Consider the following 14,805-nt stretch of genomic DNA (forward strand, 5'->3'; position numbering starts at 1 on the left):
TGTATATTCGTCTAAAAAATTTATTTTTTTAAAAAGATTTTTGTATTTTTATATAAAGCAATTTTTGCATTAAGGGCGAATAATCTCCTTTGTGTTATTTACACGGTTCATCACAGAGGAGAATTATATGACGACAGTCTCAGCGTTGGGAGCGGTCATTGCACTTGCGGTGGCGATCCTCCTGATTTTGAAAAAAGTATCGCCGGCATACGGTATGCTGGCGGGGGCGTTAATCGGCGGTTTGGTCGGCGGTGCCGATTTAGTGCAAACCGTGAGTCTCATGATCGGCGGTGCGCAGGGCATTACCACGGCGGTCATGCGGATTTTAGCCGCCGGTGTGTTGGCGGGCGTGCTGATTGATTCCGGTGCCGCCAACACGATTGCGGAAACCATTACCAATAAGTTGGGGGAAGCCCGTGCTTTGTTGGCATTAGCCTTAGCGACGATGATTTTAACAGCTGTTGGCGTGTTCGTTGATGTGGCGGTGATTACCGTATCACCGATTGCCCTTGCCTTGGCGCGTCGTACCGATTTATCCAAACCGGCGATTTTGCTGGCGATGATCGGTGGTGGTAAAGCGGGGAATATTATGTCGCCGAACCCCAATGCCATCGCAGCTTCCGACACCTTCCACCAGCCGTTAACGTCCGTCATGATGGCGGGGATTATTCCAGCGGTTTTCGGTGTAATTTTAACCTATTTCTTAGCCAAACGTTTGATTCGTAGAGGCTCCAAAGTCACTTCACAAGAAGTCATTGTCGTGGAAAAACACGATTTACCGCATTTCGGCACGGCAATAGTTGCGCCGCTGTGTGCGATTCTATTATTAGCTTTACGTCCGTTATTCGGCATCAAAGTGGATCCCCTGATTGCGTTGCCGGCGGGCGGTTTGGTCGGTGCGTTGTGTATGGGAAAAATTCGCCATGCGAATAATTATGCCATCAGCGGATTGGGCAAAATGGCGCCGGTTGCCATTATGTTGCTTGGTACGGGCGCACTTGCCGGGATTATCGCTAATTCAGGGTTAAAAGATGTGTTAATTCAAGGTTTAGAACATTCCGGGTTACCTTCCTATATTCTGGCACCTATCTCAGGCGTATTAATGTCTTTGGCGACGGCTTCGACCACGGCGGGGACGGCGGTGGCGTCCAACGTGTTTAGCGGCATTTTGTTAGAATTAGGCGTGAGCGGTTTAGCAGCGGCAGCCATGATTCATGCCGGTGCGACAGTATTCGACCATATGCCGCACGGTTCTTTCTTCCATGCCACCGGCGGCAGCGTGAACATGGATATTAAAGAACGCTTGAAACTGATCCCTTATGAAAGTGCGGTGGGTTTAATCATGACGATTGTTTCTACGCTGATTTTCGGCGTGTTTAATTGGTTCTGGGAGGTTTTATGAAAATTATTATTGCGCCGGATTCCTTTAAAGAAAGTTTAACCGCATTGGAAGCGGCAAATGCCATTGAAGCAGGGTTTAAGCGGATTTTTCCGAATGCGGAATGTGTCAAATTACCGATGGCGGACGGGGGCGAAGGGACGGTTCAGTCTTTGGTGGATGCCACCGGCGGTAAACTGGTTGAATGCGATGTCGTGGCACCGTTGGGCAATACCGTACAAAGTTTCTTCGGGCTTTCCGGCGATGGCAAAACGGCGATTATTGAAATGGCGGCGGCATCGGGCTTGCATTTGGTGGCGCCGGAGCAACGTAATCCGTTGCATACCACCAGTTACGGCACCGGTGAGTTGATTAAACGTGCGTTGGCTCTTGGCGTACAGCACATTATTTTAGGCATCGGCGGCAGCGCCACCAATGATGGCGGTGTCGGAATGCTGCAAGCGCTGGGCATTCGGTTTTTAAATTTTCAACAACAGGAAATTGGTTATGGCGGCGCACAGTTAGCGCAACTTGCACAAATTGATATGAACGCTTTGGAGCCGCATTTGGCGCAAGTGCATATTGAAGTGGCGTGCGATGTGAATAATCCGTTGTGTGGTGAACGGGGTGCGTCGGCGATTTTCGGACCGCAAAAAGGCGCCACCCCGGAAATGGTGGCGCAACTGGATGTGGCGTTGGCGCATTTCGCCGAGATTGCCCAACGCGATTGTGGCAAAAATATTCAAGATCAGCCGGGTGCCGGCGCCGCAGGCGGTATGGGCGGCGGCTTATTGCTGTTACCGAATGTGGAATTAAAAGCCGGTGTGCAAATCATGTTGGAAAATTTGCAACTGGCGGACAAAGTGCATGACGCCGATTTGGTGATTACCGGTGAAGGCCGCATGGACGCACAGAGTATTCTCGGTAAAACGCCTATTGGTGTGGCGCGTACGGCGAAGCAGTTCAATAAACCGGTGATTGCCATTGTTGGTTGTCTGCGTGAGGATTATGAAGTGGTGTACGAGCATGGCATTGATGTGGTGTTCCCGATCATTCGCCAGCTGGCACCGTTATCGGAAATTTTGCAGCAGGGCAGGGAGAACCTGGTTTCCGCTGCACAAAATATCGCCCGCCTGTTTGCGTTACAAGGGAAAATTTGAGGCGTTCCGCCGAAAAGTGCGGTGCTTTTTAGATGAATTTACGGCTTCACATGATAAGCCGTTTTTTCGTTATTCTTCCAAAATCACTTTGCCAATATAGCCCAGATTACGATGCTGTTGGGTATAATCAATACCGTAGCCCACCACGAATTCATCGGGAATAGTAAAGCCCACCCAGTCCACCGGCACCTGCACTTCACGGCGTGATGGTTTGTCGAGCAAGGTACAAATCGCCAGGGATGCCGGTTCACGCAAATTCAAAATTTCGCGTACTTTTTCCAAGGTGTAACCTGTGTCTATAATATCTTCCACAATCAGAACGTCTTTGCCTTTGATGTCGCCGTCTAAATCTTTGCTGATACGCACGTCATGATTAGTGGTCATGCCGCTACCGTAGCTGGAGGTCGTCATAAATTCAATTTCTACCGGCAAATGCAGTTCGCGCACCAAATCCGCCATGAACATAAAGGAACCGCGCAATAAGCCTACCACAACCAAACGGCTGATATTTTTGTGTTGATAGAAGACGGTGATTTCTTTACCGAGTTCCCGGATACGGGAGCGGGCTTCTTGTTCGGAAATCAGAATATCAACGTGGTGTTTTTTCATTTAAGGTTACCTTTGGCAGATGAGGATGTCGCTATTCTAACAAAAAAAAGACTGAAGCTTAAACTTCAGTCTTTTCAAATACCCTAACGAATTTACTTTCTACTCTACCTGTTTGGAGTACTATGCAGACTTCCAATGACTACCGTTCATCTTCATTGCAATACTTAACAGATGTGGCTTATGTTAGCAGAGTTTTAATTGTTGTCAATAAGAATTATTATCATTTACAAAAAATATTTTAATTACCGGAAATTTTCATATTTTCCAAGAGAATAGAACCGGTCTGAATATTTGAACGATGTTCAATATCATCACCCACGGCAACAATATTGCGCAACATTTCAGGTAATTGACCGGCAATGGTGATTTCTGCCACCGGGTATTGAATCTCGCCGTTTTCCACCCAGAAGCCGGCTGCTCCGCGCGAATAATCGCCACTAACCGGATTAACGCCTTGCCCCATTACTTCCGTAACCAACAAACCGCGATTCATTTGACGTAAAAGTGCGGTCAGTTTTCCCGATGAATTTGCTTTCACCAACCAGTTATGAATGCCGCCCGCGTGCCCGTTGCTTTGCATGCCGAGTTTGCGACCGCTGTAACTGGTGAGCAAATAAGTCTGTAAAATGCCGTTGCGGATAATGTCCATATCCTGCGTTTTCACACCTTCGCTATCGAAAGGTGTTGAAGCAAGTTGCCCCATCAGGTGCGGTCTTTCCACAATCTCAAACCAATCCGGTAACACCTGTTTGTCTAAATGATCCAATAAAAAACTGGCTTTGCGATATAAACTGCCGCCACTGATTGCCGCCGTCAAATGGCTAATTAAGCCTGTCGCCACATCATTTAAGAATATGACCGGTGCTTGTTGGGTCGCGAGTTTTTGCGGTTGCAAACGGGCAATGGCTTTTTGCGCGGCATGTTCACCGACCCATTTCGGTTGCGCTAACTGTGTCATATCTCGCGCTACTGTGTATTCATAATCCCGTTCCAACTGCGTCTGATGTTCGGCAATCACCGAGCAGGAAAGGGAATAGCGACTGGATAAATAGCTTTGCAACATGCCGTAACTGTTGCCATAAACCCGTACGCCGGTATGGGCGTTGAAAGAAGCACCTTCGCTGTTGACGATACGCGCGTCATGTTCCAATGCGGCTCTTTCCGTTTCCAGCGCGAGTTGCATGGCGTGATCCACCTCTATTTCAGCGGCGTGATACAACGCTAAATCCGGCGCATCAAATGCCATCAGATCTTTATCTGCCAAGCCGGCACAATCGTCCGGTGAAGTATATTTGGCGATGGCTAGGGCGGCTTCGACGGTGCTTTTGATAGCATCCGGCGTTAAATCGGAGGTGGAGGCATTGCCTTTTTGTTGTCCCAGATAAACGGAAATGCCTAACGCGCCGTCATTGTTAAATTCAACATTTTCAATTTCCCGGAGGCGGGTAGAGACAGACAGCCCGCCGGATTTGGTGACGCCCACTTCGGCGGTGGCGCCTGCTTTTTGCGCGATTTCAATGGCAAGGCTTACGGCGTCGCGTAATTGTTGTTCCTGTTGGCGTAAAAGTGCGGTGGATTTTTCAAGTGTTTTTTGTTGCATTGTGGTTTTCCCGATTGTGAAATTTCGATAATTTTAGCTTATTTTTCTTTTTAAGGCGAACCACAGATTCTGTGCTAAAATGCTCCGCACTTTTAAGTAAGTAGAATGATCGGAAAAAACATGGCAAAGCATAAAAAAGAAGATTTTGACCGGCAGAATGAAGAACAGGAAGAAATCATTTGGGTCAGCAAGAGCGAAATCAAACGGGACGCGGAAGCATTAAAAAAATTGGGTGAAAAATTGGTTGAACTGACCAAAGTCAAATTAGATAAAATTCCATTGGAAGAATCCTTGCTGGAAGCAGTAAATTTGGCGCAGCGCCTGCAAAAAGAAGCGCGTCGCCGCCAGTTACAATATATCGGTAAATTATTGCGTAGTATGGACGTGGAACCGATTCAGGGCGCCTTGGCCAAACTGGAAAACAAACATTTGCAACAACAAGCCATGTTACACAAACTGGAATTGCTGCGTGACGAGCTTGTGGCAAAAGGCGATAGCGCATTAACGGATTTTTTAGCGGATTATCCCCATGCCGATCGGCAACATTTACGCACTTTGATTCGCGCCGCTAATAGGGAAAACGAACAAAATAAACCGGCAAAAGCCTATCGTGAAATTTTTCAGTATTTAAAAGAGATTGTGTTGGAAGATTAATGTCATCCAAATGAAAAGCCCCTTAACGCAGATAATCACTACCGCCGATAAGGCGATGACACTATCGAAGCTGGTAATTTTACCTTCTAAACCTAATGTTGCAGAAAGAATCGGGTTGATTTGACTACTGAAAACCCAGCTTAAGGCAATAAACACAAAAATGCCGAGGGTAATCCAGCGTTGTTTGGTCATTTCTACTTTTTCAAATTGTTGTTCAAAGTGAACGTGAAGTTTCGGTTTGAACACAATATAAAGCGTCCCGATCATAATTGGCATTAAGATAGTCATAATCGGCAAGCCATACCATAACCAATCGGCGAAGGTGAGGTGCAATTGGGTTGCCACGATGTTATTCGGTGGGCTGCCTACTAAGGTTCCCATACCGCCGACACTGGCGCTATAGGCGATTCCTAACAACACGAACAGATAAGTATTATGTTGCTCTTTGCGATCAAGACGACTTAATACGCCCATCGCCAGCGGCAACATCATGGCGGCGGTGGCGGTGTTACTTACCCACATGGATAAAAATGCGGTCACGGAGAACAAATAGATGACGGCAACAAATAAATTTCCTTTTGCCAATGTCATGATTTTATTTGCAATCATTTTATCCAATTGCTGAATATGTAATGCAGTGGCTAAGGCAAATCCGCCGAAAAATAAGAAAATATTCGGATCGGCGAAGGTGGCAAGGGCGGTACTTGTTTTTACGAGCCCCAAAAAAATCGCCATCAAAGGAACAATCAACGCCGTGATAGTAACGTGTAGGGCTTCCGTTAACCACAAAATGGCAACTAAAGCCAATAATGCCAACCCACTATTGGCGTTTCTGTCGAATGGCAGTGTGTTGAGTAAGATAAAAAATAGAATAACGGCAAGGATAAAGATAATTACACTCCTATTGATCTTACTTTGATTTTGAGTTGTTTCGCTCATAATTTTAATCCTGTAAAGAGAATCGAAGATCAACATATTGCTCGCAACAAATAATATGGCGGAAAGTTAGCACTTTGTTAATAAAAAGCAACGCATTTTTTATAGAATTGTGACCTTGCGCAAAAAAAAGTGCGGTGAAAATACCAAAAATTTTCACCGCACTTTTCAATGGAAAGCTAAATTTTATATTTAATCCTGCTCGAAATCTTCCAAATCCAAGGCTTCCTGCGACAGGATAATGCCGGTTAAATCAGCATAAACGAAATCTTCCGGGAAGAAGGTGACGCCGCCGAAATTCACCGGAATGTCGGTTTCGCCATGACTAGAATTGTCCGCGCCAACCGGAATCGGAGCCAACGCATGAATACCGATGTCGATATTTTCCAACTGTTGAATTTGACGTACCGCACCGTAAACGATAATGCCTTCCCACTGGTTGTCTGCCGCTAATTGGGCGAGTTCCGCATCAATTAACGCACGGCGCACCGCACCGCCGCCATCCACCAATAACACCCGACCTTCGCCGTTTTCTTCTAAAATTTCAGCAATCAGTCCGTTATTTTCAAAACATTTCACAGTGGTGACTTTACCGTGGAAGGAACTGAGTCCGCCAAAACTGGAGAAAATGGGCTCGACAACATCGACCTGGTCAAGATAAATATCGCAAAGTTCAGAAGTATCAATGTACATAAAAGATCCTATTTTTAAGATGAATACTGCGGGCTAGTATAGTCCGATTATCAGCCCGGAAGCAAGCCAAAACTAAATAGCCCGTTAATTAGCAACGCCAATAACGACATTTGCTCCAACATCGGACGCAGCGCCGTCGGTTCTTTGTGAGAGAGAACGAAGAAGGCGTGTTTCAATAATAACGGGTAAGTCAGCAAAAACACAAAACTCAACGGATGGCGTAAATTCATAGCGGTGAATAAGAAGTAAAACAGTGCGGCGACAGCAAGCAGAATGCAATGATAAATGCGCCCGTTGTGTGCGCCCAAGCGTACCACCAGGGTATTCTTGCCTGCTTTGCGATCCTGTTCAATGTCACGTAAGTTGTTGATGTTTAATACAGCGGTCGCTAATAAACCACTGGCGACGGCAGGCAACAGAATTTCCGCAGAAAACGTATGAACCTGTAAATAATAAGTGCCACCCACGCCCAATAAACCGAAGAAAATCAGCACGGAAATATCGCCTAAGCCCAAATAGCCGTAAGGTTTACTGCCTACGGTGTAAGTGATGGCGGCAATAATGGCGAGCACGCCGAGAACGGAAAAGGCGATTAAGTCGCTCAGATTTTGATATGCCGTGCCGATTAATATGGCGCCGCAAACAAAACTCAAGGCAATCATTAAATATAGCCCGTTTTTCAACTGAGCGGCGGAAATTGCGCCCTGCTGAATGCCGCGCAACGGACCGATACGCTCGGCGGTGTCGGAACCTTTTTGGTGATCGCCGTAATCATTAGCGAAGTTGGAGAGAATTTGCAGAAATAAAGTGGTTAGCAAACATAAAACGGTCACGCCCCAATGAAAACTGCCCGCCCAATAAGCCAGCGCCGAACCCGTTAAAATGGTTGCTAAGGCTAATGGCAAGGTTTTCGGACGTGCCGTTTCAATCCACATTTTTATTGTATTTTTTGTCATAATTTCCACATTCACAACAGGACATCGCAATGTTAAAAAACGTTACTTTTTTTCACCGCACTTTTCGCTAAAATAGTGCGCTATTCTACAAGGTTATTTTGCAGATTTTAACTGTTTTAAGGAAAATATGTCCGATTCTCTTACATTGCAGCCCGTTGCTATCATTCACACGCCTTACAAAGGAAAATTTTCCGTGCCGCGCCAACCGAATTTGGTGCAGGACGGCACGGGGATCATTGAGTTATTGCCGCCTTTCAATCAGGCGGAATCTGTGCGCGGTTTGGAACAATTCAGCCATCTCTGGCTGATTTTTCAGTTCGATCAAATCCCGCAGGGCAAATGGCATCCCACCGTGCGCCCGCCACGTTTAGGCGGCAACCAACGTGTCGGCGTATTCGCCTCCCGCGCCACTCACCGCCCGAACCCCATCGGTTTATCTAAAGTGGCATTGCGACAAATTGAATGCAAAAACGGCAAAGTCTTATTACATCTTGGTTCCGTAGATTTGGTGGACGGCACGCCGATTCTCGACATCAAACCTTATCTGGCTTACGCCGACAGCGAACCTGATGCCATTTCCGGCTTCGCCCAAAGCCAACCGACCCCGCCGCTAAAAGTGGAATTCACACCAGAAGCGGAAAGTGCGGTCAAAAAACACAGTAAAAATCGACCGCACTTACAACGCTTCATCACCGAAGTCATCCAACAAGACCCCCGCCCAGCCTACCAACAAGGCAAAACCACTGAGCGCATTTACGGCGTTTCATTGTATGAATTTAATGTGCGTTGGCGGATCAAGGCGGGGTGTGTGGATGTGGCGGAGGTGATGAGTTTGTCTGTTTTATTGAGCTTGCCGATGAAATCTGCTGTTATTACGGACAAAGAACAGGAATTGTTAGACATGGTACGTTATCGCTTAGCTAATCCACAGAAAGGAATTAAGGTGCGCTTAGATGAACTATGAATTAGAGTTTGATCTTAGAGCTTTGAAAGCGTGGTATAAATTAGATGAAAAGTTCGTCATCAATTTAAGAAAAAACTGGCAGAAATTCTTATTCACCTGAAAGTCCTGGAAATCGTTTAAGTGAGTTTCCAAATTGTTACAAGATTAAATTGCAAAAACTAGGGTATCACTTGATTTATCAAGTTCAACATCAGCGAATAGTTGTTTTTGTTATTTCTATAGGCGAGCGGGAACGGGAGGAATGCTAAATGAAAGAAAGAATTTAACGAAAGACTTTGCATAAAAGGGAGAAGACTCTCCCTTTTATTACATTATATCTATAATGGATTAATTACTCAGTTCCTCAGCAATTTCCTCCGCCTGCTTCAACACAAATTCCACCGCTTCCTCCGCTTTATCGGGCGGGTATTTGTATTTTTGCAGCGCACGGCGCACAAGCAAGCGAATTCTTGCCCGCACGGCTTCTTTATGTTGCCAATCAATGCTCACCGATTTTCGCAGAATATCGGTAATTTCTTTGGCGAGTGCAGAAAGGGTTTCGTCTGCCATCAATTCTCTTGCGCTATCGTTTTGGGCGAGGGCATCGTAAAGCCAATAAAAGACGCATTCGGCAATGCATCGCGCAAATGGCGAGCATAGCCTGCTTGGAATTTGCCCTTGTGCAGTTTTGGCGTAAAATCATATGTTGCAACCACGCGAAGTTGGCGTTGCCTTTGGGCGGTGTGCCGTATGCCCAGCGTGGGTCGTCGGCAAGGCTTTCGCTCCACCAGTCGCTGATGTTAAACGGTGGGTTCGCCATAATGAAATCCATCTTTTTATCCAGATGTTGCGGCTGGGCGAAGCTGTCGGCGTTGTGTTTGCCAAAGTCGTAATCAATGCCGCGGATTGCCATATTCATCGCAGCGAGTTTCCACGTTGTGGGGTTAAATTCCTGCCCGTAAATGGAGGCTTGGTTGATATTGCCTTGGTGAGCAGTGATAAAACGTTCCGTTTGCACGAAAAAGCCGCCACTGCCTATTGCGGGGTCATACACGCGCCCTTTGTAGGGTTCGAGCATTTCTACAATCAGGGAAACGATGGATTTTGGCGTGAAATATTGCCCGCTGCGTTTGCCCTCGGCTTGGGCGAATCTGCCCAGGAAGTATTCGTAAACGTGTCCGAGAATGTCTTTTGCCCCTAAATGCACAGGTTCGCCGTTGTAGCTTGGGGCGGTGAAGTTGGTGTCGGAGAACAGCATAATCAGCCCGCGTAGGGTGTCTTCATTCACCGCATAGCCGCTAATGCGTTGTAATACGCCTTTGAGTTTCTCGTTGTCTTTTTCGATGGCGTCAAAAGCATCATCAATCAAACGCGCGACGCCTACAAACTTTCCACCCCAAGGCAATTCCGCCCCTGTGTTTAAGATAGAGACTTCCTGCAAGGCTTGCCAACGGGCGGAGGCGGGAACCCAAAACACGTTGTCGGCGGTGTAGTAGTCGCGGTTTTCCAGTTCAAAATCTAAGGCTTCTTGATATTCTTCATCGGAGTTGTAAAAAGTGCGGTCAAGATAAAGGGGATTTTCAGGATTAGAAAGCTCGACACGGATTTTGTCTTGCTGTGCGGTGAAGCTGTCGGAGATGTATTTTAAGAAGATTAAGCCAAGCACAATGTGTTTGTAGTTGGCGGCGTCGAGTTGCTGGCGGAGACGGTCGGCGGAAGACCAAAGTTTTTCGTCGAGGTCGTTTAGGAAGGCTTGTTGTGTGGCTGAATTTTCAACATAATCTTGGTGGCTTCTGCATAAAATTTGTCCTTTGTAAAGTGAGTAAATAAAAAAATATACCTATTTTATAGGAATTGTGCATGTTTAAAAGATAAGCGTGAGAGATTTTTTAATTATATTTCTACTTAAAATTGCAATGAAAAATCACCGCACTTTTCACTCACTCAAGCCCTCCAAAATCGAGCATTCCGGGCAGTCGTTACCTTGGCAGTTGTCGTGCCAACGTTGCAGTTCGGTGACCATTTTTTGTAACGCCTGTATTTGGTCGTTTAAGGTTTCAATGTGTTGCGCGGTGAGTTTTTTCACTTCGCGGCTGTTGCGTTGCGGGTTGTCTTGTAATTGCAACAGTTGGGCGATTTGTTGCAGGGAAAAGCCCACGTCTCGCGAGTGGCGGATAAAATGCAGGCGTTTTAAATCGCTTTCTTCATAATGCCGATAACCGGCGAGAGTTCTTGCGCCGGGGTTTAATAAACCGAGTTTTTCGTAATCGCGGATTTGTTTGGCGGATAAACCGGTGAGTTTGGCTGCTTGACTGATATTCATAAAAAATTGTTTGACCTTAACCTGACGTTAAGGTTTATAGTATTCCTACCGACAAAGATCGGCAAGGTTTAACTTATTCTTGAAGGAGCAAATTATGCAAAACGTAACATTAAAAATCGACGGAATGACTTGTGGCGGCTGTGTGAAAAGCGTGACCCGCGTGTTGACCGAGCTGGACGGCGTGGTACAAGCGGAGGTGAGTTTGGAAAAAGCACAGGCGGTGATCAGTTTTGATGAAAGTAAAGTGCAGCCTGCGGCATTGGTTGAAGCGGTGGAAGACGCGGGATTCGATGCGCAGGTGGCGTAAGTTTGATTGAGGGTGCGAGGCACGCCATCAATACGTTGTAAAAACATGTTTAAAAACGACCGCACTTTGCGAGAAAAGAGGATGTTATGCAAAAAGTATCTCTTCAAATTGGCGGAATGACGTGTCAGTCTTGCGCCAGCCGTATTGAAAAAGTATTGAATAAAAAGGATTTTGTGCAGCAGGCAGGCGTGAATTTTGCCAGCGAAGAGGCGCAGGTGACTTTCGATGAAAAGCAAACTTCCGTTGAGCAACTTATCCAAATTGTTCAAAAAACCGGTTTCAGCGCGCAGTTAAAACCGGCGCAGGCGGATTTGCCGCAAGAGCATAAAATCTCTTGGCGTTTGATTTTATTATGGCTGATTAATGTGCCGTTTTTAATCGGTATGCTGGGCATGATGATCGGGCGCCATGATTGGATGTCGCCGCCTCTATGGCAAATGGTGCTCGCCACGATTGTGCAATTTGGCTTGGCAATCCCTTTTTATCGCAGTGCTTGGGGCAGTATTAAAGGCGGTTTGGCGAATATGGACGTGTTGGTCAGCCTCGGCACGCTCACCATCTATTTTTATTCGGTATTTATGCTGTTTTATGCGCCGCATATAGGGCATGAACACGGCTCGGCAAATATTTATTTTGAAGCTGCCGTGATGGTGTTGGGCTTTGTGAGTTTAGGAAAATTCCTGGAAGACCGTACTAAAAAGCACAGCTTGAATAGCCTCGGTTTGTTGTTGCAACTGACACCGAAACAAGTAAGCGTGCAACGTAACGGGCAATGGCAAACCGTGCCGTTGAATCAGATCCAAGTGGGCGAGCTGTTACGCGCCAATCAGGGCGAGCGCATTGCGGCGGACGGTTTGGTAGAAGACGGTTCGGGCTGGTGTGATGAAAGCCATTTAACCGGTGAATCCGTTCCTGAAATGAAGAATCTGGGCAGCAAAGTGTTGGCGGGCGCGATGGTGGCGGATGGTAGTCTGGTTTATCGCACGCAACAACTGGGTAGCCAAACCCTGCTGGGCGACATGATGAACGCTTTGTCGGAAGCGCAGGGCAGTAAAGCGCCTATCGCCCGTTTTGCCGATAAAGTGGCGGTGGTGTTCGTGCCGACGGTGATTGGCATTGCGTTAGTGACTTTTTTGCTCACATGGTGGATTCGGCAAGATGTGGTCATGGCGTTAATTCACGGCGTTGCCGTGTTGGTGATTGCCTGTCCTTGCGCGTTGGGTTTGGCAACGCCGGCGGCGATTATGGTCGGCATGGGCAAAGCGGTGAAACAGGGTATTTGGTTTAAAGATGCCGCCGCGATGGAGGAATCCGCCCATGTGAATGCTGTGGTGTTGGACAAAACCGGCACGCTAACGGAAGGCAAACCACAAGTGGTGGCGTTTTGGCAGGCAAAAAGTGCGGTCAATTCCGAAGATGAAATTTATGCGTTGGTAGCAGCCATTGAACAAAACGCCACGCACCCGTTAGCGAAAGCGATTGTGCAGGCAGCGATGGCGAAAAATGTCGTTTTGCCTGCCGTGCAACATATTCAAACAGACGTCGGACAGGGCATTCAAGGTGAAGTGGAAAATGTCGGCACGGTGAAAGTGGGTAAGCCTTCATATTGTGGTTTAACGCTGCCGGAGGGGCTTGATCCTGTATGGAATATTGCCAGTATTGTGGCGGTTACGCTGAATGACGAGCCTATCGCCGCCTTTGCTTTGGCGGACGCCTTAAAACCGGACAGTCAAAAAGCGATTAACCGTTTGCAGGCGCACGATATTGAGGTGTATATCATGAGTGGCGATAATCCCAATGTGGTGCAATACATCGCCGATCAACTGGGCATTAAAAACGCGCAGGGCAATATGTCGCCAAGAGATAAAGCGGGCGCGGTTAAAGCGCTGCAAGAGCAGGGCAAAGTGGTCGCCATGGCAGGCGATGGCGTGAACGACGCACCGGCATTGACGGCGGCGAATGTCAGTTTTGCTATGCGTGACGGTGCCGATGTGGCGCAACACAGCGCTTCGGCAACCTTAATGCAACATTCGGTGAATCAATTAGTGGATGCCTTGCTGATTTCTCGCGCGACCCTGAAAAACATTAAGCAAAATCTCTTTTTCGCCTTTATTTATAATGTGTTGGGGATTCCGCTGGCGGCGTTCGGGTTACTTAGCCCGGTAATTGCGGGGGCGGCGATGGCGCTAAGTTCCATTTCCGTGTTAAGCAATGCGTTACGTTTGAAAAAAGTGAAAATTGAATAGCTTAGCCAATATTCAACTTGAGGATCTTCGGGCATAATAAGCGACATTTTATATCTTAATAAGAAGAATAACATGTTGAATAAAATCGATTTATGGCTCATGAATCATCAGCCCGATCCTCAGTTGAAAGGAATCAAACGATTTTTTGTCGAATTCTGGTTTTTCGGTTTAAAAGAAGCCAGAGCCTGCCTGTTTGCCGGCGTGTTTTTTATCGCCATGTTTATTATGCCGAAAAACGGCATCGCCGGCATTCCACGCTATGATTTATTGCTGATTTTTGCTTTAGTCGTGCAATATTTGATGTTTCGATTCAAACTGGAAACACGCGATGAAATCAAATCCATCACCCTGTTTCACTTGGTGGGTTTTGCGTTGGAATTGTTTAAAACCTCCTCTTCCATTCAATCCTGGGCGTATCCCGATTTCGCTTACAGCAAAATCTTCGGCGTGCCTTTATTCACCGGGTTTATGTATGCCGCGGTGGGCAGTTATATTATTCAGGCGTGGCGTTTATTCGGGTTGAAAATTCAAAGCCACCCGCCGTATTTTTTATCTACGCTCACCGCCATTCTGATTTACCTGAATTTTTTCACCCATCATTATATCGGCGATTACCGCTGGTATCTGGCGGCTTTCGCACTTGGGCTTTACGCCCGCACCACGGTCTATTTCACGCCTTACGACAAACCGCGTCGCATGCCGTTATTGCTATCCTTCATGTTGATTGGTTTCTTCATTTGGCTGGCGGAAAATATCGGCACGCTTATCGGCATTTGGCGTTACCCCAATCAAATCGGCGCGTGGTCGTTAGTGCATGCCAGCAAGTGGAGTGCCTGGGCGTTGTTGGTGGTAATGACATTCACCATCGTGGCGAACCTCAAACACATTAAACAAACGATTCGGGTGTCGAGGGATTAGGTGGAAAAAGTGCGGTCAAAAAACACAATGAATTTTAACCGCACTTTGACATATTAAACGACGCGCCGAGTGAACATTGGCA

At 46.9% G+C, this 14,805-nt stretch carries 12 protein-coding genes and 3 pseudogenes; 7 read left to right on the forward strand and 8 right to left on the reverse strand.

Annotated features, from left to right (window positions below; genetic code table 11):
- Positions 1-127 precede the first annotated feature (127 nt).
- Both A3CS_RS0104500 and A3CS_RS0104505 read left to right on the forward strand, forming a co-directional pair.
- Positions 128-1,402, forward strand: a complete 1,275-nt coding sequence (locus A3CS_RS0104500; RefSeq protein WP_005547524.1) for a GntP family permease — start codon at positions 128-130, stop codon at positions 1,400-1,402.
- On the forward strand, positions 1,399-2,538 hold the full coding sequence (locus A3CS_RS0104505) for a glycerate kinase (protein ID WP_005547522.1): 1,140 nt from the start codon (positions 1,399-1,401) through the stop codon (positions 2,536-2,538). Before A3CS_RS0104500 ends, A3CS_RS0104505 begins: the two co-directional genes overlap by 4 nt.
- A 69-nt stretch (positions 2,539-2,607) precedes the next feature.
- Here the strand turns inward: A3CS_RS0104505 and hpt are convergent, their stop codons facing one another.
- Entirely contained in the window at positions 2,608-3,147 is a 540-nt protein-coding gene (gene hpt, locus A3CS_RS0104510) for a hypoxanthine phosphoribosyltransferase (RefSeq protein ID WP_005547520.1), read from the reverse strand.
- Between the two features lie 238 nt (positions 3,148-3,385).
- Entirely contained in the window at positions 3,386-4,747 is a 1,362-nt protein-coding gene (gene pmbA, locus A3CS_RS0104515; protein WP_005547518.1) for a metalloprotease PmbA, read from the reverse strand.
- A gap of 120 nt (positions 4,748-4,867) precedes the next feature.
- On the opposite strand from pmbA, the gene yjgA reads away from it, so the two are divergent.
- Positions 4,868-5,401, forward strand: a complete 534-nt coding sequence (gene yjgA / locus A3CS_RS0104520) for a ribosome biogenesis factor YjgA (RefSeq protein WP_019518276.1) — start codon at positions 4,868-4,870, stop codon at positions 5,399-5,401.
- 6 nt (positions 5,402-5,407) lie between these two features.
- Here the strand turns inward: yjgA and A3CS_RS01000000110880 are convergent.
- The 3 genes and pseudogenes from A3CS_RS01000000110880 to A3CS_RS0104535 all read right to left on the reverse strand — a co-directional run.
- Positions 5,408-6,340, reverse strand: a pseudogene (locus A3CS_RS01000000110880) (DASS family sodium-coupled anion symporter); the annotation flags it as partial.
- Positions 6,341-6,529: 189 nt separating this feature from the next.
- A complete protein-coding gene (gene rraA / locus A3CS_RS0104530) occupies positions 6,530-7,030 on the reverse strand; it encodes a ribonuclease E activity regulator RraA (RefSeq protein WP_005540485.1) in 501 nt (166 codons plus the stop codon).
- 50 nt (positions 7,031-7,080) lie between these two features.
- A complete protein-coding gene (locus A3CS_RS0104535) occupies positions 7,081-7,986 on the reverse strand; it encodes a 1,4-dihydroxy-2-naphthoate polyprenyltransferase (protein ID WP_005592516.1) in 906 nt (301 codons plus the stop codon).
- 127 nt (positions 7,987-8,113) lie between these two features.
- Here A3CS_RS0104535 and tsaA point away from each other — a divergent pair, with 127 nt between their 5' ends.
- Positions 8,114-8,950, forward strand: coding sequence for a tRNA (N6-threonylcarbamoyladenosine(37)-N6)-methyltransferase TrmO (gene tsaA / locus A3CS_RS0104540; protein ID WP_005572332.1), 837 nt, complete (start codon positions 8,114-8,116; stop codon positions 8,948-8,950).
- Positions 8,951-9,277: 327 nt separating this feature from the next.
- Here tsaA and A3CS_RS0104550 read toward each other — a convergent pair.
- The 3 genes and pseudogenes from A3CS_RS0104550 to cueR form a co-directional block, all read right to left on the reverse strand.
- Positions 9,278-9,538, reverse strand: a pseudogene (locus A3CS_RS0104550) (type I restriction enzyme endonuclease domain-containing protein); the annotation flags it as partial.
- A gap of 43 nt (positions 9,539-9,581) precedes the next feature.
- Positions 9,582-10,708, reverse strand: a pseudogene (locus A3CS_RS0104555) (N-6 DNA methylase); the annotation flags it as partial.
- A 157-nt stretch (positions 10,709-10,865) separates the two neighbouring features.
- Positions 10,866-11,252, reverse strand: coding sequence for a Cu(I)-responsive transcriptional regulator (cueR, locus tag A3CS_RS0104560; protein WP_005547504.1), 387 nt, complete (start codon positions 11,250-11,252; stop codon positions 10,866-10,868).
- 94 nt (positions 11,253-11,346) lie between these two features.
- Between cueR and A3CS_RS0104565 the strand changes: the two genes are divergently transcribed.
- The 3 genes from A3CS_RS0104565 (at position 11,347) to A3CS_RS0104575 (ending at position 14,723) form a co-directional block, all read left to right on the forward strand.
- A complete protein-coding gene (locus tag A3CS_RS0104565) occupies positions 11,347-11,559 on the forward strand; it encodes a heavy-metal-associated domain-containing protein (RefSeq protein WP_005547502.1) in 213 nt (70 codons plus the stop codon).
- A gap of 86 nt (positions 11,560-11,645) precedes the next feature.
- Positions 11,646-13,805, forward strand: a complete 2,160-nt coding sequence (locus A3CS_RS0104570; RefSeq protein WP_019518277.1) for a heavy metal translocating P-type ATPase — start codon at positions 11,646-11,648, stop codon at positions 13,803-13,805.
- A gap of 72 nt (positions 13,806-13,877) precedes the next feature.
- Complete coding sequence (locus tag A3CS_RS0104575; protein WP_005547497.1) at positions 13,878-14,723, forward strand: DUF817 domain-containing protein; 846 nt, start codon at positions 13,878-13,880, stop codon at positions 14,721-14,723.
- Positions 14,724-14,805: the final 82 nt, after the last annotated feature.

It is taken from the genome of Aggregatibacter actinomycetemcomitans DSM 8324, from assembly GCF_000372365.1.
In the GTDB taxonomy this organism is placed as follows: domain Bacteria; phylum Pseudomonadota; class Gammaproteobacteria; order Enterobacterales; family Pasteurellaceae; genus Aggregatibacter; species Aggregatibacter actinomycetemcomitans.